The 16,783-nt window shown below is 65.5% G+C and carries 16 protein-coding genes; 4 read left to right on the top strand and 12 right to left on the bottom strand.

Annotated features, from left to right (window positions below; translation table 11 throughout):
- Nucleotides 1–347: 347 nt before the first annotated feature.
- The gene (locus ACNR9W_RS16410; RefSeq protein ID WP_419269704.1) at nt 348–1,424 is read right to left on the bottom strand and encodes an FAD-binding oxidoreductase; all 1,077 of its coding nucleotides are present in this window, start codon (nt 1,422–1,424) and stop codon (nt 348–350) included.
- A gap of 467 nt (nt 1,425–1,891) precedes the next feature.
- Between ACNR9W_RS16410 and ACNR9W_RS16405 the strand changes: the two genes are divergently transcribed.
- The 3 genes from ACNR9W_RS16405 (at nt 1,892) to ACNR9W_RS16395 (ending at nt 5,662) form a co-directional block, all read left to right on the top strand.
- Nucleotides 1,892–2,146, top strand: coding sequence for a hypothetical protein (locus ACNR9W_RS16405; protein ID WP_419269706.1), 255 nt, complete (start codon nt 1,892–1,894; stop codon nt 2,144–2,146).
- Between the two features lie 110 nt (nt 2,147–2,256).
- A complete protein-coding gene (locus ACNR9W_RS16400; RefSeq protein WP_419269708.1) occupies nt 2,257–4,407 on the top strand; it encodes a malate synthase G in 2,151 nt (716 codons plus the stop codon).
- A 79-nt stretch (nt 4,408–4,486) separates the two neighbouring features.
- The gene (locus ACNR9W_RS16395) at nt 4,487–5,662 is read left to right on the top strand and encodes a nucleotide sugar dehydrogenase (RefSeq protein WP_419269710.1); all 1,176 of its coding nucleotides are present in this window, start codon (nt 4,487–4,489) and stop codon (nt 5,660–5,662) included.
- Between the two features lie 4 nt (nt 5,663–5,666).
- On the opposite strand, the gene ACNR9W_RS16390 is transcribed toward ACNR9W_RS16395, so the two are convergent.
- The gene (locus ACNR9W_RS16390; protein ID WP_419269712.1) at nt 5,667–6,278 is read right to left on the bottom strand and encodes a hypothetical protein; all 612 of its coding nucleotides are present in this window, start codon (nt 6,276–6,278) and stop codon (nt 5,667–5,669) included.
- 169 nt (nt 6,279–6,447) lie between these two features.
- Here ACNR9W_RS16390 and ACNR9W_RS16385 point away from each other — a divergent pair, with 169 nt between their 5' ends.
- Nucleotides 6,448–6,711: a hypothetical protein gene (locus ACNR9W_RS16385; protein WP_419269713.1), complete on the top strand. Its 264-nt coding sequence runs from the start codon at nt 6,448–6,450 to the stop codon at nt 6,709–6,711.
- On the opposite strand, the gene ACNR9W_RS16380 is transcribed toward ACNR9W_RS16385, so the two are convergent.
- From ACNR9W_RS16380 to ACNR9W_RS16335, 10 genes are all read right to left on the bottom strand, one after another.
- Nucleotides 6,708–8,051 carry an ABC1 kinase family protein gene (locus tag ACNR9W_RS16380; protein WP_419269715.1) on the bottom strand — a complete coding sequence of 448 codons (1,344 nt, stop codon included), beginning with the start codon at nt 8,049–8,051 and terminating at the stop codon, nt 6,708–6,710. The two genes, ACNR9W_RS16385 and ACNR9W_RS16380, sit on opposite strands and share 4 nt — an antisense overlap.
- Before the next feature lies 1 nt (nt 8,052).
- Nucleotides 8,053–8,994 carry an NAD(P)/FAD-dependent oxidoreductase gene (locus ACNR9W_RS16375; protein WP_419269717.1) on the bottom strand — a complete coding sequence of 314 codons (942 nt, stop codon included), beginning with the start codon at nt 8,992–8,994 and terminating at the stop codon, nt 8,053–8,055.
- Between the two features lie 69 nt (nt 8,995–9,063).
- On the bottom strand, nt 9,064–9,960 hold the full coding sequence (locus tag ACNR9W_RS16370; protein ID WP_419269719.1) for a LysR family transcriptional regulator: 897 nt from the start codon (nt 9,958–9,960) through the stop codon (nt 9,064–9,066).
- A 91-nt stretch (nt 9,961–10,051) separates the two neighbouring features.
- The gene (locus tag ACNR9W_RS16365; protein ID WP_419269721.1) at nt 10,052–10,312 is read right to left on the bottom strand and encodes a hypothetical protein; all 261 of its coding nucleotides are present in this window, start codon (nt 10,310–10,312) and stop codon (nt 10,052–10,054) included.
- A 139-nt stretch (nt 10,313–10,451) separates the two neighbouring features.
- The gene (locus ACNR9W_RS16360; protein WP_419269723.1) at nt 10,452–11,396 is read right to left on the bottom strand and encodes a nucleoside hydrolase; all 945 of its coding nucleotides are present in this window, start codon (nt 11,394–11,396) and stop codon (nt 10,452–10,454) included.
- 25 nt (nt 11,397–11,421) lie between these two features.
- Nucleotides 11,422–12,900, bottom strand: a complete 1,479-nt coding sequence (gene glpK, locus ACNR9W_RS16355) for a glycerol kinase GlpK (RefSeq protein WP_419269725.1) — start codon at nt 12,898–12,900, stop codon at nt 11,422–11,424.
- Between the two features lie 67 nt (nt 12,901–12,967).
- A complete protein-coding gene (locus tag ACNR9W_RS16350; protein WP_419269727.1) occupies nt 12,968–14,671 on the bottom strand; it encodes an ABC transporter substrate-binding protein in 1,704 nt (567 codons plus the stop codon).
- A gap of 80 nt (nt 14,672–14,751) precedes the next feature.
- Nucleotides 14,752–15,027 carry a DUF2160 domain-containing protein gene (locus ACNR9W_RS16345; RefSeq protein ID WP_419269729.1) on the bottom strand — a complete coding sequence of 92 codons (276 nt, stop codon included), beginning with the start codon at nt 15,025–15,027 and terminating at the stop codon, nt 14,752–14,754.
- 12 nt (nt 15,028–15,039) lie between these two features.
- Entirely contained in the window at nt 15,040–15,897 is an 858-nt protein-coding gene (locus ACNR9W_RS16340) for a carbohydrate ABC transporter permease (protein WP_419269730.1), read from the bottom strand.
- Between the two features lies 1 nt (nt 15,898).
- Nucleotides 15,899–16,768, bottom strand: a complete 870-nt coding sequence (locus tag ACNR9W_RS16335; RefSeq protein WP_419269731.1) for a carbohydrate ABC transporter permease — start codon at nt 16,766–16,768, stop codon at nt 15,899–15,901.
- Between the last annotated feature and the right edge of the window lie 15 nt (nt 16,769–16,783).

Here is a 16,783-nt window from a genome sequence, read left to right as displayed (position 1 = left end):
GATCATGATCAGCATGCCACTCCCAGGCCCGAAATCTTAGCGGATTCTGCGGAACGGCGACTTCAACTTCTGTGGGTAGTGCAGCCAGGCAGCGCCTCGACGAATAGTCGACTCAAAGCCGCTGCTGTTCATCCTGTGCAAGCAACGACTGGCACCACAGAAAGGCTCAACCTGTTCGTGCGGTTGACCGGTCGCTTCCCGATCAGAGGGCTGGGGTGCTTGATGGAACCTGCACCTTCGCGAAGCAGGATGAATGGTGTCGACTGCATTGGTTCCAGGACATGCAACGGCCAAGGGCGGGACCCTCCGGCCCCGCCCCTTCAATTCCCTCTTGGTGACAAGTCGCGTCAGACCTCGACCGTGACCTTGCCCATCGGGTGCGAACAGCAGGCCAGGATATAGCCTTCCGCGATATCCTCGTCGCTGATGCCGCCGTTATGGACCATGTGCACGTCGCCCGAGGTCTTGAGGATCCGGCAGGTTCCGCACAGGCCAAAGGTGCAGCCCGACGGGATGTTCAGACCCGACCGCTTGGCCACCGCCAGAATGGTGTCGGTTTCGGCGCAGGAGGACGTGACGCCGCTGGTGCTGAAGGTCACCTCGGCACTGGCCCCCTCTTCGGGGGACACGTCGTCGATCACCGGTGCATCGGCTTCGGTGGCCACGGGCGCCCCAAAGCTTTCCTGGTGATAATGGTTCATGTCGTAGCCAAGCGAACCCAGCATGTCGCGCACGGCCTGCATGAATGGCTCGGGGCCACAGCAGAAGACCTCGCGCTCCAGATAGTCGGGCGCCATCAGGCCCAGCATCAGGCTGTTCAGGCGCCCCTGATACCCGTGCCAGGTCTTGAAGGGTTCGGGCTCTTCGATGGTGAAGCGCAACTGCACGCCAGGCACGCGGGCTGCGAACTGTTCCAGCCGCTCGCGGAAGATGATGTCCGAGGGGCTGCGCGCGGCATGCACGAAGACCAGGTCCGTGTCCTGCGCCTGGTCCCAAGCCCAGGTCGTCATGGACATCATCGGCGTGATCCCCGACCCCGCCGAGATGAACAGGTATTTCTTCGCCACGTGGCGATGAAAGCTGAAGATCCCGCCCGGACCGAAGGCCTTGATGCGCATGCCCGGACGAAGGTGGTCCAGCATCCAGCGCGTGCCGATGGAGGTGGCCTGCGCCTTGACCGTCACCGAGATCGACAGCGGCCGCGAGGGCGACGAGCTGATCGTGTAGGTGCGCTGCACATTGCCGCCCGGCACGGGCAGGTCAAGCGTCAGGAACTGGCCCGGCTGATAGTCGAACCAGGCGCCCGACGGCGCGCGGAATATGAAGGTCGCCGTGTCGCGCGTCTCGGGGACGACCATGACGCATTCCAGCGGTTCGTCATCGGACCACGGCTCGGAGGACCAGTTCAGTCGAGGTTTCTTCATCTTATGCTGCCGCCTGCTGCGTGTCGGACTGATCGAGAACCGGGTGCTGCCCATGGGCCGGCGGAACGCCGATCCTCTTCCTGCCGCCTACAAGGGACGGCAGATCTTCGCAACCTTTCTCGGATGGTCGGGAGAGGTTGATCAGGTGGGGGCCAAGCCCGGTGGCGATCGTGGTCTGGGTCATTGAAAGGTTCGGTCGTCCTGCTGGTGGGATTCGCGGTAACCTAATGGTGCGCGCGCGACACCCGCGCTGGATTGCGACATTCAGATGCCGGATTCAGACATGTACGTCGGAATTCATCGCTTTTCGGCAAGGCCGGATTGGCAGCGTCAGCGCGGCCGGACATGTCCCGCCGACATAGGCGGCCTGTACATCTGGATGCCGCCTCTGTGCATTCATCCTCGACCCGCTTGTTGTTCTGAAAGGAAAATCAACTGTCGGCCTATCTGTGCTCCGGGCTTCTTGAATGCCGTTTGCGCCTTGCCTCGCCCTTCTCATCGGCCTCGGCCTTTCAATGCTTGCCCGCGCAGCCCGTGAAATTCAGGCAGAGCCGATTCCAGGTTTTGCTCGACTGTGTCTTTCGCTTGCCTGCTCTAACGCGCGTGGTGACAGCCGCCGCATCGTCATGGCGAAAGATGTGCCGGTGCGGCTATGGCGGGTCAGACAAGGCATGAACGTCCTTTTTCGTTTCGTGACCTCCTGCCTTGCTTTTTCAAAATAATGGAAAAACTTTCCGTGCCGCTTGGCAAAAACACTCCCCTGCCTTAGATGGGAAGGCAAGGAACTGGTGCCACGGGGACCGGTCTTTCATCAGCTTCAGGAGGAACACGCATGGATGCCAGCATCACCGCCCGCCATGGGCTGGAGGTCGACACGGGATTTGCCGCATTCATCGAGGAGCAGGTCCTGCCCGGCACGGGCGTGGACAGCGCGGTGTTCTGGCAAGGCTATGCGGATCTGCTGGACGCCTTTGCCGACCGGAACAAGGCCCTCCTGGAGCGCCGGAGCGAGTTGCAGGCGCAGATCGACGCTTGGCATCGCGGTCGCGGCAACCAGCCTTGGGACAAGGCGGCCTATCGCGCCTTCCTGACCCAGATCGGCTATCTGGTGCCCGAACCAGCGCCCTTTACCGTCGAGAACGGCCAGATCGACCCCGAGATCGCCACCATGGCCGGCCCGCAGCTGGTCGTGCCGGTCAGCAATGCCCGCTTTGCCCTGAATGCGGCGAATGCGCGATGGGGGTCGCTATATGATGCGATGTACGGCTCGGACGTGATGGGGCCGGCGCCGGCCGGGGGATTTGACGAGGCGCGCCGTGATGCCGTCGTGGCCCGCGCCGCGGAGTTCCTGGACCGCACCTTCCCGCTGACGGGCGGCAGCCACGTCGCTGTCACCGACTATGCCGCCGATGCCGATGGGCTGATCGCCACGGTGGAGGGCCAGTCCCTGCGCCTGGCGGAACCGGCCGCCTATGTCGGCCTGCGGACCGAGGGCGATGACAGGGCATATGTCCTGCGCCACAACAGCCTGCATGTCGAACTGGTAATCAACCGCGGTCATCCGATCGGCGCGGCCTCGGCCTCGGGCCTGCGCGACGTGGTGATGGAGGCAGCGCTGTCCACGATCCAAGACTGCGAGGACAGCGTGGCGGCCGTCGATGCCGAGGACAAGATCGCCGTCTATGGCAACTGGCTGGGCCTGATGAAGGGCGACCTGACCGAAAGCTTTGACAAGGGCGGCAAGACCATGACCCGCCGGCTGGCCGGCGACCGTGACCTCACACGCCCAGACGGCAGCACCCTGACCCTGCCCGGCCGCGCGCTGCTGCTGGTCCGCAATGTCGGGCACCTGATGGCCACGGAGGTCGTCCGCAAGGACGGCCGGCCGACGCCCGAAGGGTTGATGGATGCGATGGTCACGGTGGCCTGCGCGCTGCATGACCTGGCCAAGACCGACGGCCCGCGCAACAGCCGCGCCGGCGCGATCTACGTGGTCAAGCCGAAGATGCATGGCCCCGACGAGGCCGCCTTTGCCGACGAGGTCTTCAGTCATGTCGAGCACGTGCTGGGCCTTGCACCGAACACGGTCAAGCTGGGCCTGATGGATGAGGAGCGCCGGACCAGCGCCAACCTGGCCGCCTGCATCCACGCGATCCGCAACCGGATCTTTTTCATCAACACGGGCTTCCTGGACCGCACAGGCGACGAGATCCATACCTCGATGCAGGCCGGCGCCTTTTTGGGCCGGGAGGCGATGAAATCCGCCGACTGGCTGAAGGCTTATGAGGACCGCAACGTGCTGATCGGTCTGGCCGCCGGCATGCGGGGGCGCGCGCAGATCGGCAAGGGCATGTGGGCCAAGCCCGATGCCCTGGCCGAGATGCTGGAGGTCAAGATCGGCCATCCCAAGTCCGGCGCCTCGACGGCCTGGGTGCCCTCGCCCACGGCGGCGACGCTGCATGCGCTGCACTACCACATGGTCGATGTCGCCGCCCGTCAGGACGAGCTGCAGGGCCAGCCCCTGCCCGATCTCGACCTGCTGCTCACCCCGGCGCTTGCCCGCGAGCCCATGCCGCAGGAGCAGGTCCTGCGCGAGCTGGACAACAGCGCCCAGGGGATCCTGGGCTATGTCGTGCGATGGGTGGATCAGGGCATCGGCTGTTCCAAGGTGCCCGACATCGACGACGTGCAGCTGATGGAGGACCGCGCCACCTGCCGGATCAGCGCGCAGTACCTGGCCAACTGGCTGGAGCACCGGGTGATCACCGTCGATCAGGTCGAGGATGCGCTGCGCCGCATGGCCGCCAAGGTCGATCGCCAGAATGCCGGCGATCCGGGATACCGGCCGATGGCGCCATCCTTCGACGGCCCCGCTTTCCAGGCCGCGCGTGACCTTGTCCTGACTGGCGCTTCCCAACCGTCCGGTTATACAGAGCCCGCGCTGCACCAGCGGCGCGCCGAGGCCAAGGCATTGCATCAGTGAACCAAAAGATGCGGCGGCGGTTGTGATGCTGCTGCCGCACAAGATGGTGCGGGCCGAGTTGGAAAGGAAAAGCACCGGAATGTCGGGTAAGAAAATCGCCGTAGCCGGGATCGGCTATGTTGGACTGTCGAACGCCGTTCTTCTGGCCGCCCGAAATCGCGTGCGGGCGCTGGACGTGGACGCGGGCCGGGTCGCCATGTTGAACGACCGGCGTTGCCCGATCATCGACGCCGACATGGAACGCCATCTGGCCGAACAGGCGCTGGACCTGACCGCCACGACAGACCCCGCGACAGCCTATGAGGATGCGGACTTCGTGATCGTGGCCACCCCCACGAACTATGACCCGGTCAGCAACTATTTCGACACCTCCAGCGTCGAGGCGGTGATCCGCGACGTGATCCGGCTGGCGCCGCAGGCGGTGATCGTAGTCAAGTCGACGGTGCCGGTGGGCTTCACCCGCGACGTGTCGCGCCGGCTTGGCACCCAGCAGGTCATCTTCAGCCCGGAATTCCTGCGCGAGGGTCGCGCGCTGCATGACAACCTGCACCCGTCTCGGATCGTGGTGGGCGAGGACAGCCCGCGCGGCCGTGCCTTTGCCGACCTGCTGGCCGAAGCCGCGCTGGACGCCGACGTCCACGTCCTGCTGACGGGCGCGACGGAAGCCGAAGCGATCAAGCTGTTTGCAAACACCTATCTTGCGCTGCGCGTGGCCTATTTCAACGAACTGGACAGCTATGCCCTGACCAACGGGCTGGACAGCCGCCAGATCATCGACGGCGTCGGTCTCGATCCGCGGATCGGGACGCATTACAACAACCCGTCGTTCGGCTACGGAGGCTACTGCCTGCCCAAGGACAGCAAGCAGCTGCTGGCCAACTACAGCAACGTGCCGCAGAACCTGATCGCCGCCGTGGTCGAGGCGAACCGCACCCGCAAGGACGTGATCTCCAATCATATCGTGTCCCAAGGCGCGCAGGTGGTGGGCATCCACCGGCTGGTGATGAAGGCGGGATCCGACAACTTCCGCCAGTCGGCGGTCCAGGGCATCATGAAGCGGCTGAAGGCCAAGGGCATCGAGGTGCTGGTCTATGAACCCGCGATGCGCGAGGCCCGCTTTTTCGGGTCGGAGGTTGTTCGCGACCTGGCCGACTTCAAGGCGCGCGCCCAGTTGATCGTCGCGAACCGCCTGACGCCGGAACTGGGCGACGTGGCCGACAAGGTCTATACCCGCGACCTCTTCGGCGAGGACTGAGGCCCTACAGGAGGGCCTTCAACTGTGCCTCGATCCGGCGGCGCCGCCAGCTTGACCGGATCTGCCGGGCGGTCAGGTTCTGCGGAAAGATGCAGACGCCGCCCTCGCGCACCTTCATGGTGAACTTGCGCGAGGCGGCTGCAATGCGACTGTCTGCGGCGGTCACCGCTGCCACGGTCACCTCGACCTCGCGGACGTCATCTGGTTCCAAGGCGTCGAAGCTGCTGTGCCGGGCTCGGTCCAGCAGGTTCTGCGCACTGCCGATATCGACGGAATCTCCGCTTTTCAGCGGCCCTTGCAGCGTCGCCTCGCGCGGACTGGCATGCTGGTCGCGGGCGATTTCGGTCCGGTCGGCGACTGACGACATCCGCTCGCCCGAGGCGGTCCAGACGGTCAGCATGATCTCGAGCACATAGATCGGCTCGAAACCCAGGTTGCTGACCAGCAGGCGGGCCGACAGGTCGCGCGCCCCGCCCAGGTGGATCAGGATTTCGGTCCGCCGCTGGCGGCGCAGCCCCGACACGATGATATGAAGATAGACCATCCAGACAACGGCCGTGATCGCGGCCATGCTGGCCTGAACCAATCCGCTGTTTTCCGAGATCCATTCCCACATCTGCCGGCATCCTTTTCCCCGAGGCCGCACCAACACCCGGGCGTTTCAGATGTTCCGCCGGACCGGCGACTGTCACAGCGCATGTCCCGCCGGATCCAGCACGACGTCCGCCGCGTTATCCGATTGCTCCGCCCAAGCGGGTTCTTCCCCACGCAACACGAGGACTGCCATGACCGATCAAGCCATCGCCACGATCGAAGCCCGCCTGGACGCGCAGCGTCGCCTGCTGGCGCGTCTTGTCGCCGCCCTGAACCCCGAGGCGCGCCAGCCGGTGATGGACTGGCTGGGGCAGCGGGAGACCATGCGCGACGGCCAGGAGGACCCTGGCGCCGTGCCCACCGACAACCTGGGCCAAGGCCTGGCCGCGGCCGAGGAATACCAGATGATCCTGCGCCTGGTGGGCGATCGCCTGCACGAGGACTCCCTGCGCTAGCCCCGGGCGTCCAGCTGATCCCGAAGACGCGCCGTGTCCAGCAGGTCGTCCAGATCGACCCGCGCCCGCAGACGCGCCAGCAGCAGGTAAAGCCCGCCGATCTTGCGATGCAGGAACAGGATCTCGGGCGGGGGCATTTCGGCGCGGGTGCGCATCTGCCCGACCTGCATCGCCATCTCGGCCACACGCTGTGGAATGTCAGTTGCCGCGACATCGAAGACACCGCCGGCCCGCAGCGGTGCAAAAGCCAGGTCCATCATCTGCATCAGCATGTCCTGGTGAACTTGTTCTGTACCCGACCGGAAATAGCCGATGTCGATGGCGGCCTGCCGCACATCCGCCTGGTCATTCGCCAAGGCGGCCGTCAGCAGGCGCAGGTAATCCGGCGCGACTGAGGACGAAAAGCTGCGCGTCGCACCGAAATCCAGCAGCACGATCCGCCCGCTTTCGGGTTGCCAGCGATAATTGGCAAAGTTGGGATCCGTCTGCATCAGGTTGAAGCGGAACAACTCGTCCAGAACCAGCCGCGCCAGGCTTGCCGCCGCCTTGTCGCGCACCGGCTGCGGCGCCTCGGCCAGCGTTTCGATGGGGCGGCTGTCGATATAGGTCATCGCCAAAACATCCGGCGTGGTGAATTCCGCATCCGGCTCCGGCAGCAGGAATTCCGGCTGCCCGGTCAGATGGAGGGCATAGCGGCGCATCTGCTCGGCCTCGCGCAGGTAGTCCGCCTCGGCATGCAGCTGGCTGCGCCCCTCCTTCATCAGCGCGGGCAGATCGATGCCGGGCGGCATCACGCCCGGGATCTTGAGCAGCAGGCCGAGGTTCGCGATGTCGCTGTCGATGCTGGCCCGCACGCCCGGATACTGGACCTTGATCGCCAAGTCGCGCCCATCTTTGGTCCGCGCACGATGGACCTGTCCGATGGAGGCCGCCGCGATCGGCTGCACTTGGAACCGCGAAAATCTGCGCAGCCAGTCACGGCCCCAGGAGGCGTCCAGCACGCGCTGCAGCTGCTTGGGCGGCATCGGGTCGGCATCCGCCCGCAGCCGGGCCAAGATCGCTATCAGTTCCGGAGGCAGGAAATCGCCCGCGTCCATCGACAGCAGCTGGCCCATCTTCAGCGCCGCCCCCCGCATCTGCGCCAATTCTCCCGCCAGTCGCGCCGCATTGGCCGGCGTCAGCAGCAGATCCTGGGCCCGCGGCCGCTGACCCCCCGCCATCTGGCGGGCGCCCTGCGCCAACGCACGGCCACCGATGCCGGTGGCCAGCCCGCCGATCCGAAGCATCCGGGACAGACGCCCCTGGGGCACGGCGCGGGGGCGGCGATCCTCCGGCTTCATCTCAGCACGCCAGCAGATGGGCGGCCATGGCGCGGCCGCTGGCCCATCCATCCTCGGCCGAGGGGCCGAGCGCCCAGTCTCCGCCCACGATCAGGCCTGTCATATCATCGACCAGAAAGGGCCGCCCAAGCGGCCGGTCCGCCTGCGCATAAAGCCAACGATGCGCCGCCTTGTGCTGCAGCTGCGCCGGATCGGCGCCCAGCAGCGCCAGCAGCTGCGGGGCGACCAGATCCGCCAGCTCGGCGAAGGGCAGATCGATATGGGCCATGCTCCAGTCGGGATCGGCCTGCACGACCCAGGTGGTCAGCGGCTGACCCTGACGCCCTGGCTTTGTCCCGTCCTGCGCAATCCAAGCCAGCGCGCCCTCGGACCGGCGGGTCGCAAAGGGACGCGGCGCGACGGGGTCCAGGCCCAACATCACCGTCACATTCGCCTGATACCGCACGGCGGCAAGATCGGGGGCAAAGCGATGATCCTGCCCCAGCAGATCGCGCGCCTGCGGGGCCGGGATCGCCAGAACAACCAGATCGGCTGCCTCTGTCCGGTCATCGACCCGCAGCTGCCAGCCGGCACCGGCGCGCCTGAGGCCCGTCACCATTGCCCCCTGCACCACGTCAAGGCCCTGCCCCAAGGCACGACCAACCTGCGCCATGCCGGGCAGGCCGACCCGACCGCCCTCGGGTCCTTCAGGCCAGTCTGCGACATGCCCGCCAGTCGCCAGCCCCTGCAGCAGCGCCGCAAAGGCCGGGTCCCTCGGGCACAGATATTGCGCGCCATGGTCAAAGCGCAGTCCCGTCTCGGTCCGCCGCGTTGCCAGCCGCCCGCCGATGCCGCGCCCCTTGTCATAGAGGCGGACCTGCCAGCCCGCCTCGACCAGCGCCCGTGCGCAGGTCAGCCCGGTGATCCCCGCGCCGACGATGGCGACCTGCCTTTGCCTGTCCATGCATGCCCTTCCTTTTGACGGCATCAGGTCAGCTTGCGGCCGGGCGCGCAAGGCGGCGTTTTGTCCCCTTCAATCCAGGTGCAGCCGGCCGACGAAATCGAGGAAGGCGGCCAGCGCGGCAGTGACCAGCTTGCGGCTGGAATAGACCACATGGACCGGCACCCGGGGCAGCGCATAGTCGGCCATCACCGGGACCAGCCGCCCCTGGGCCAAGTCCTCGGCCACCTGGAATTCCGGCGTCAGCGCGATGCCCTTGCCCCCTACGGCCAGACCCCGCAACAGCTCCCCGTTGTTGCTGGAAAAGGCGGGCGTGATCTTCTGGTAGACGACCTCGTCCCCCTGGCGCAGCGGCCAGGTGCCGGGGCCGCGCAGGTTGGTATAGTGCAGGCACAGGTGGTTGCGCAGCTCCGAAGGTCGTGCCGGGCTGCCATGCTGCGCGACATAGCCGGGCGATGCGACCAGCATGATGCGCGCATCATGCAGGCGCCGGGCCAGCAGGGCGCTGTCCTCCAGCGATCCGACACGGATGACGGCGTCAAAGCCGTCGCGGGTCAGGTCGGCGCGGCTGTCATCCAGAACGACGTCCAGCTGGATGTCGGGGTATTCCTCCATGAAGCGCATCAGGTGCGGCTGAAAGACCCTCAGCGCATATTGCACCGGCGCGCCCAGCTTCAGCGGCCCCGACGGCCGCTTGGAGGCGGCCCTTACCCCCTCGGTCGCGGCGTCCAGACGCGCCAGGATGTCGCTGATCTCGGCATAAAAGCTTTGGCCGGCGGCGGTCGGGGTCACGGCGCGGGTCGTCCGCGTCAAAAGCCGCGTGCCCAGATCGGCCTCAAGATCGGCGATCATCTTGCTGCACATGCTTTTCGAGACGCCGATCCGGCGGGCCGCAGCGGCAAAGCTGCCCTCTTCCATGATCGCGGCAAAGCTGCGCAGCGCCTTGATGTCCATCATAAATTCCGTCATGCGGCCGTGGGCAGGGCCCGAACAAGGCAAGGCCGCCAGCCCCGAAGGGTGGCGGCCCGGCGGCCCCGAAGGGTCGGTACCCCTGACGCGATCAGTAGAAGCCGCGGCTGGAATTATCAATGCTGGCGGTCTGTTCGGTGGTGTTGATCCGGGTGATCGTCACCAGGTCATCAGCCGACAGTCCCGCCTGCACCAGTTCGCGGGTGGTCATGACACTGCCCGCGGGAACCTGGACCGTTTCGGCAGCCTTCGCCGGAGCGGTGAATTCGGGGCGCTCGTTCGAACCGGTGGCGGCGCTGGCGGCACCGGTGGCGAGGGTCAGGGCGGTCATTGCAAGCACAAGAGCTTTCATCGTCATATCTCCTTGGTCATCGACATGTGTCGTTTCGATGACTGTCAGATAAGTGGATGTAGCGGCGCCGATTAGACGCGAAATTCCGCGCTCTGTGTTCGATCAGGAGGGACAATCGCGCGCCATCGTTCCGACAGGGTTAACTCCCGACGCAGGTGCGCGCGATGTGCGACAGGATGGCGTCGGGCTGTCCGTCAACAGCCGCGAACTGGCGGGGACGACCGTCCCACGCGGCCAGGGGCCCGTGGCGCGTGACCGGATTCATCAGGGTCAGCCCCAGGGCGATCCCCTGGCTGAGGACCCGGACCTCGCCTTGGGCCAGGTCGAACAGGCCGGGATCCGTCAGGTAGACGGCGGCGGTGCAATCATGGACCAGCATCCCGTCATAGCCCGATTGCGCGTAAAACCCGACATAGTCCTGCGACAGGTCGGCGATCAGCTGCATGCCCGGTCCTCCTTCAGCTGCAAGCCGTGCCAGCATGCCACGGGTCATGAAGGTGCGGGTGGTCAGGTCCAGCGGGATGGCCGTCACCCGCCAGGGCGCACCGAAGACGATGTCCGCCGCCAGGGGATCGCCCCAGATATTGGCCTCGGCCGCCGGGGTGACGTTGCCGGGGACGCGGAAGGCACCGCCCATGATCACGACATCGGCGACCAGACCGGCGATGTCGGGCGCCAGCTGCAGGGCACGGGCCAGGTTGGTCATGCGCCCTACGGCCAGGATGCGCACCTGCCCCGGGTTCGCGCGGACCTGGTCGATCAGGAATTGCGCGGCACTTTCGGGCTGGTCTACTGCCTCATCGGAAACGGGATAGCCGCCCAACCCGTTCTCGCCATGGATATGGACGGGATACGCCTCGGGCGGCATGTCCAAGGTCAGCGGCCCGGCGGCGCCGGGATGGACGGGTGCGTCATGGCCCCAGGCCTTCAGCAGAAAGCGCGCATTGCGCGTCGTGATGCCCACCGATGCGTTGCCAAAGACCGTCGTCACCCCCAGCAGGTCGATGTCCGGATGCCGGATGAGGTAATAAAGCGCCAGCGCATCATCCACGCCGGGGTCGCTGTCCAGGATCACCTTGTGCATGATCAGTTCCTGCCCTGCGCCTGCGTCACAGGCTCATCGTTGCCCTGACGGCCCGGCGCCAGGCCTCATAGCGGGCGTCGCGGTCGCTGTCCTCCATCTGCGGGGCAAAGCTGCGGTCAAGCGCCCATTCCTTGGCAAAGCCTTCGGCATCGGGATAAAGCCCCGCCTTTTGCCCGGCCAGCCAGGCCGCGCCTAGGGCGGTCGTCTCCGTCACCTTGGGCCGGTCCACGGGCGCGCCGAGGATGTCGGCCAGGAACTGCATGGCCCAGTCCGACGCGCTCATCCCGCCATCGACGCGCAGCGCCGTCTCTCCGCGCGGCTGCCAGTCGACCTTCATCGCCTCCAGCAGGTCGCGCGTCTGAAAGCCCACGCTCTCCAGCGCGGCGCGCGCCAGTTCCGCGGGGCCCGAATTGCGGGTCAGCCCATAGATCGCGCCGCGGCTGTCGGGCGACCAGTAGGGCGCGCCAAGACCGGTGAAGGCCGGGACCAGGATCACCCGCTGGCCCGGATCGGCGCGTTCGGCCAAAGGCTGCGTCTCCTTGGCGTCGCGGATGATCTTCAGCCCGTCGCGCAGCCATTGCACGACCGCGCCGGCGATGAAGATCGACCCTTCCAGGGCATAGGTCGGCTTGCCGTCCAGCTGGTAGGCGATGGTGGTCAGCAGCCGCTGCGACGAGGCCACTGGCTTGTCGCCGGTGTTCAGCAGCGCAAAGCAACCCGTGCCATAGGTGGATTTCAGCATCCCCGGCTTGAAGCAGGCCTGGCCCACGGTGGCGGCCTGCTGGTCGCCCGCCACGCCCGTGATGGGCACCGGCCGGCCGAACAGGTCGGGGCGTGTGGTGCCGAAATCGGCCGAGCAGTCGCGCACCTCGGGCAGCATCGACATGGGAATGTCGAAAAGGCCGCAGATCGTGGCGGACCATCGGCCCTTGTGAATGTCATACAGCATCGTGCGGGCGGCGTTCGTGGCATCGGTCACATGAACCGCGCCGCCAGTCAGGTTCCAGATCAGCCAACTGTCCACGGTGCCAAAAGCCAGTTCGCCCTGTTCCGCCCGCGCCCGCGCGCCGTCGACGTTATCTAGGATCCATTTCAGCTTGGTGGCTGAGAAATAGGGATCGACTAGTAGCCCGGTGCGGGTCGTGATCATGTCGGCATGGCCCGCCGCCTCCAGCTCGCGGCAGAATTCGGCCGTGCGGCGGTCCTGCCAGACGATGGCGTTGTGGACGGGCTTGCCGGTTTTGCGATCCCAGACCACCACAGTCTCGCGCTGGTTGGTGATGCCGATGGCGGTCAGCTGCGGGTTGCCGCATTTCTCGATCGCGGCGCGGCAGGTGGCGGCGACGCTGGCCCAGAGATCGGCCGGATCATGTTCCACCCAGCCCGAGCGCGGGAAATGCTGCGGGAACTCCTCCTGCGCGCTGGCGCAGGGGGTCATCCTGTCGTCAAAGATGATGGCGCGGGACGACGTCGTGCCCTGGTCGATGGCAAGGATATGGGTCATGGGCGGTCCTTTCGTCACGAACAGGGGGCGCGGTTTCCCGCGCCCCCGAATGGTCAGCGCCGCGGGATCATTCCTGCCAGCGCTTGATCAGGTCCTCATAGGCGATGGTGACCGGCGCGGGCTTTTCGTTCTCCAGCTTGGGCTTGGGCGCGCCTTCGCGCTCCAGCCAGACCTGCGGGTCCTCCGGGTCGTTCAGGACCGGCCCCAGGTCGCCTTGGACGCCCGAACGCTCCAGACGCTCCAGCACGGATTCCTGCTGTTCGCAAAGCGCGTCCAGCGCCTCCTGCGCGGTCTTGGCACCCGAGGAGGCGTCCCCGATGTTCTGCCACCACAGCTGCGCCAGGCGCGGATAGTCCGGGACGTTCAGGCCGGTGTCCGACCAGCGGGTCCGGTCGGGCGAGCGATAGAACTCGATCAGGCCGCCCAGCTTCGGCGCGCGTTCGGTGAAGCTTTCGTGCCGGATCGAACTGTCGCGCACAAAGGTCAAGCCGACATGGCTTTTCTTCGTGTCCACGGTCTTGGAGACGATGAACTGCGCATAGAGCCAGGCGGCCTGCGCGCGGTCGACCGGGGTGGACTTCATCAGCGTGGCGGCCCCCACGTCCTGATAGCCGACCTTCATGCCCTCTTCCCAATAGGCGCCATAGGGCGAGGGGGCCATGCGCCATTTCGGCGTGCCGTCCTCGTTCATGACCGGCAGGCCTTCCTTGACCATGTCGGCGGTGAAGGCGGTGTACCAGAACATCTGCTGGGCGATGTTGCCCTGCGCGGGCACCGGACCGGCCTCGCTGAAGGTCATGCCGGCAGCCGCGGGGGGCGTGTAGTTCTTCAGCCAGTCGATGTATTTCTCGATCGCATAGACGGCGGCCGGGCTGTTGGTGGCGCCGCCGCGGGCCACGCAGGATCCGACCGGCTGATAGTTCTCGTTGACGCGGATGCCCCATTCGTCGACCGGAAAGCCGTTGGGCTCTCCCTTGTCGCCCATGCCCGCCATCGACATCCAGGCATCGGTGAAGCGCCAGCCGAGCGAAGGGTCCTTCTTGCCATAGTCCATGTTGCCATAGACCTGCTGTCCGTCGATCTCGCGCCCGGTGAAGAACTTGGCGATGTCCTCATAGGCCGACCAGTTGACCGGGACGCCCAGGTCATAGCCGTATTCGGCACGGAACTCGGCCATGATCTCGGGATCGGTGAACCAGTCGTGGCGGAACCAGTAGAGGTTGGCGAACTGCTGGACCGGCAGCTGGTAGAGCTTGTCGTCGGGACCCGTGGCCGAGGCCAGGCCGATGAAGTCGTCCAGGTCCAGGTTCGGGTTGGTGACCTCGGCGCCCTCTCCGGCCATCCAGTCGGTGATGTTGCGCACCTGCTGATAGCGCCAGTGGGTGCCGATCAGGTCGGCGTCGTTGATGTACATGTCATAGACGTTCTCGCCGGTCTGCATCTGGGTCTGCAGCTTCTCGACGACGTCGCCCTCGCCGATCAGGTCATGGGTGACCTCGATGCCGGTGATGGCGGTGAAGGCCGGCGCCAGGACGCGGCTTTCGTATTCATGCGTGGTGATGGTCTCCGACACGACGTTGATCGACATGCCCTTGAAGGGCTCGGCCGCGTCGATGAACCACTGCATCTCGGCTTCCTGCTCGTCGCGGGTCAGCACGGACTGGTCGCCGATCTCCTTGTCGAGGAAGGCGCGCGCGGCCTCGATGTCGGCGAAGGCCGGGCCGCTGAGCGCCAGCAGCACCGCCGTTGTGGACAGAAGTTTCAGGTTCATGTTTCCCTCCCTGGGAGCTCAGTCATTCGAGGTTCTTCAGCAGGCCTGCGGGACCCCTCACCCCCGCAGGCCGTGCCCGATCACACCCACCGGAAGACGGCGGCAGCATAGATCAGGCAGATCAGCAGCGCCCAGGGCTGCATTGCCGCCCCCATCATCCCCAGCCAGGCCAGGTTGATGAAGGCAGAGCCCAGAAGCGTGATGAACAGGCGGTCGCCCCGCGTCGTCTCGATCCCCAGCACGCCGTGGCGCGGGGTCTCGGGAAAGCGGATCGCCAGGATCGTAAAGACGATCAGCAGGCCGGCGATGGTGACAAAGAACAGTGCGGTGGGGGTGGTCCAGGCCATCCAACTCATGATGTCGCTCCCTCAGACGCGGCCCAGGGCAAAGCCCTTGGCGATGTAGTTGCGCACGAAATAGATGACCAGGGCACCCGGCACGATGGTCAGGACCCCCGCTGCCGCCAAGACGCCCCAATCGACCCCCGACGCGCCCTGCGTCCGCGTCATGGTGGCCGCGATCGGTTTGGCATCGACCGAGGTCAGGGTGCGCGACAGCAGCAGCTCGACCCAAGAGAACATGAAGCAGAAGAAGGCGGCAACACCTATTCCCGACGAGATCAGCGGCATGAAGATCTTTGTGAAGAACCGGCCAAAGCTGTAGCCGTCGATATAGGCGGTCTCGTCGATCTCCTTGGGCACGCCGCGCATGAAGCCCTCCAGGATCCAGACGGCCAGCGGCACGTTGAACAGGCAATGCGCCAGCGCCACCGCGATATGCGTGTCGAAAAGGCCAACGGACGAATAGAGTTGGAAGAACGGCAGCGCAAAGACGGCGGGCGGTGCCATGCGGTTGGTCAGCAGCCAGAAGAACAGGTGCTTGTCGCCCATGAAGTGATAGCGGCTGAAAGCATAGGCCGCCGGCAGGGCCACGGCCACGGAAATCACCGTGTTCATGACCACATAGATCAGACTGTTCACGTAACCCATGTACCAGCTGGGATCGGTCAGAATGGTGACGTAGTTCCTGAAGGTCAGGTTTTGCGGCCACAGGCTGAAGGTGCCGGTGATCTCGGCATTGGTCTTCAGGCTCATGTTGATCAGCCAGTAGATCGGCAGCATCAGGAACAGCAGATAAAGGCCCATCACGATCGCGCTGCCCTTGACGCGCGGCATGGCGCGGCTGCGGTGGGCGGTGGTGGCGGAATTAGTGGCGGTTGCGGTCATGTCAGCCTCCCCGTTTGTCCAGATTGGTCATCACGGTGTAGAACACCCAGGATATCAGCAGGATGACCAGGAAATACATCAGCGAGAACGCGGCGGCGGGGCCGAGGTCGAACTGTCCAAGCGCCATCTTCACCAAGTCGATCGACAGGAAGGTCGTCGCATTGCCGGGACCGCCGCCGGTGACCACGAAGGGCTCGGTATAGATCATGAAGCTGTCCATGAAGCGCAGCAGCACGGCGATCATCAGCACGCCCGCCATCTTGGGCAGCTCGATATAGCGGAAGACCTTCCAGCGGCTGGCCTGGTCGATCTTGGCCGCCTGGTAATAGGCGTCGGGGATCGACTGCAGCCCCGCATAGGCCAGCAGCGCGACCAGCGACGTCCAGTGCCAGACATCCATCACGATCACCGTGACCCAGGCATGGATGGGGTTCTGGGTATAGTTGTAGTCGATGCCCAGGGCGTCCAGCGTATAGCCCAAGAGTCCGATGTCGACGCGTCCGAAGATCTGCCAGATCGTGCCGACGACGTTCCACGGGATCAGCAGCGGCAGCGACATCAGAACCAGCACCAGGCTGGCCCATGCCCCGCGCTTGGGCATGTTCAGCGCCACGAAGATGCCAAGCGGGATCTCGATCGCGATGATGATGGCCGAGAAGACAAGCTGGCGAACCAGCGCGTTCCACATCCGGGGCGAGGCCAGAAGATCCTCGAACCATCCCAGTCCGTTCCAGAAGAAGACGTTGTTCCCGAACGTGTCCTGAAAGGCATAGTTGACCACCGTCATCAGCGGGATCACCGCCGAGAACGCGACCAGCACCAGCACCGGCAGGACCAGGAACCAGGCCTTGTGGTTGACCGTCTTATCCATGTTTTTCCCCTCCCT

Origin of the sequence: Paracoccus sp. T5 (assembly GCF_048538155.2) — a bacterium.
In the GTDB taxonomy this organism is placed as follows: Bacteria; Pseudomonadota; Alphaproteobacteria; order Rhodobacterales; family Rhodobacteraceae; genus Paracoccus.
This window is presented reverse-complemented; position numbering and strand designations above follow the sequence as displayed.

What these genes read in the sequence shown, in the direction of transcription:
- ACNR9W_RS16410 (WP_419269704.1), bottom strand. Translation starts at nt 1,424, where the DNA reads ATGAAGAAACCTCGACTGAACTGGTCCTCCGAGCCGTGGTCCGATGAC.
- ACNR9W_RS16405 (WP_419269706.1), top strand. Translation starts at nt 1,892, where the DNA reads ATGCCGTTTGCGCCTTGCCTCGCCCTTCTCATCGGCCTCGGCCTTTCA.
- ACNR9W_RS16400 (WP_419269708.1), top strand. Translation starts at nt 2,257, where the DNA reads ATGGATGCCAGCATCACCGCCCGCCATGGGCTGGAGGTCGACACGGGA.
- ACNR9W_RS16395 (WP_419269710.1), top strand. Translation starts at nt 4,487, where the DNA reads ATGTCGGGTAAGAAAATCGCCGTAGCCGGGATCGGCTATGTTGGACTG.
- ACNR9W_RS16390 (WP_419269712.1), bottom strand. Translation starts at nt 6,278, where the DNA reads ATGTGGGAATGGATCTCGGAAAACAGCGGATTGGTTCAGGCCAGCATG.
- ACNR9W_RS16385 (WP_419269713.1), top strand. Translation starts at nt 6,448, where the DNA reads ATGACCGATCAAGCCATCGCCACGATCGAAGCCCGCCTGGACGCGCAG.
- ACNR9W_RS16380 (WP_419269715.1), bottom strand. Translation starts at nt 8,051, where the DNA reads ATGAAGCCGGAGGATCGCCGCCCCCGCGCCGTGCCCCAGGGGCGTCTG.
- ACNR9W_RS16375 (WP_419269717.1), bottom strand. Translation starts at nt 8,994, where the DNA reads ATGGACAGGCAAAGGCAGGTCGCCATCGTCGGCGCGGGGATCACCGGG.
- ACNR9W_RS16370 (WP_419269719.1), bottom strand. Translation starts at nt 9,960, where the DNA reads ATGACGGAATTTATGATGGACATCAAGGCGCTGCGCAGCTTTGCCGCG.
- ACNR9W_RS16365 (WP_419269721.1), bottom strand. Translation starts at nt 10,312, where the DNA reads ATGAAAGCTCTTGTGCTTGCAATGACCGCCCTGACCCTCGCCACCGGT.
- ACNR9W_RS16360 (WP_419269723.1), bottom strand. Translation starts at nt 11,396, where the DNA reads ATGCACAAGGTGATCCTGGACAGCGACCCCGGCGTGGATGATGCGCTG.
- glpK (WP_419269725.1), bottom strand. Translation starts at nt 12,900, where the DNA reads ATGACCCATATCCTTGCCATCGACCAGGGCACGACGTCGTCCCGCGCC.
- ACNR9W_RS16350 (WP_419269727.1), bottom strand. Translation starts at nt 14,671, where the DNA reads ATGAACCTGAAACTTCTGTCCACAACGGCGGTGCTGCTGGCGCTCAGC.
- ACNR9W_RS16345 (WP_419269729.1), bottom strand. Translation starts at nt 15,027, where the DNA reads ATGAGTTGGATGGCCTGGACCACCCCCACCGCACTGTTCTTTGTCACC.
- ACNR9W_RS16340 (WP_419269730.1), bottom strand. Translation starts at nt 15,897, where the DNA reads ATGACCGCAACCGCCACTAATTCCGCCACCACCGCCCACCGCAGCCGC.
- ACNR9W_RS16335 (WP_419269731.1), bottom strand. Translation starts at nt 16,768, where the DNA reads ATGGATAAGACGGTCAACCACAAGGCCTGGTTCCTGGTCCTGCCGGTG.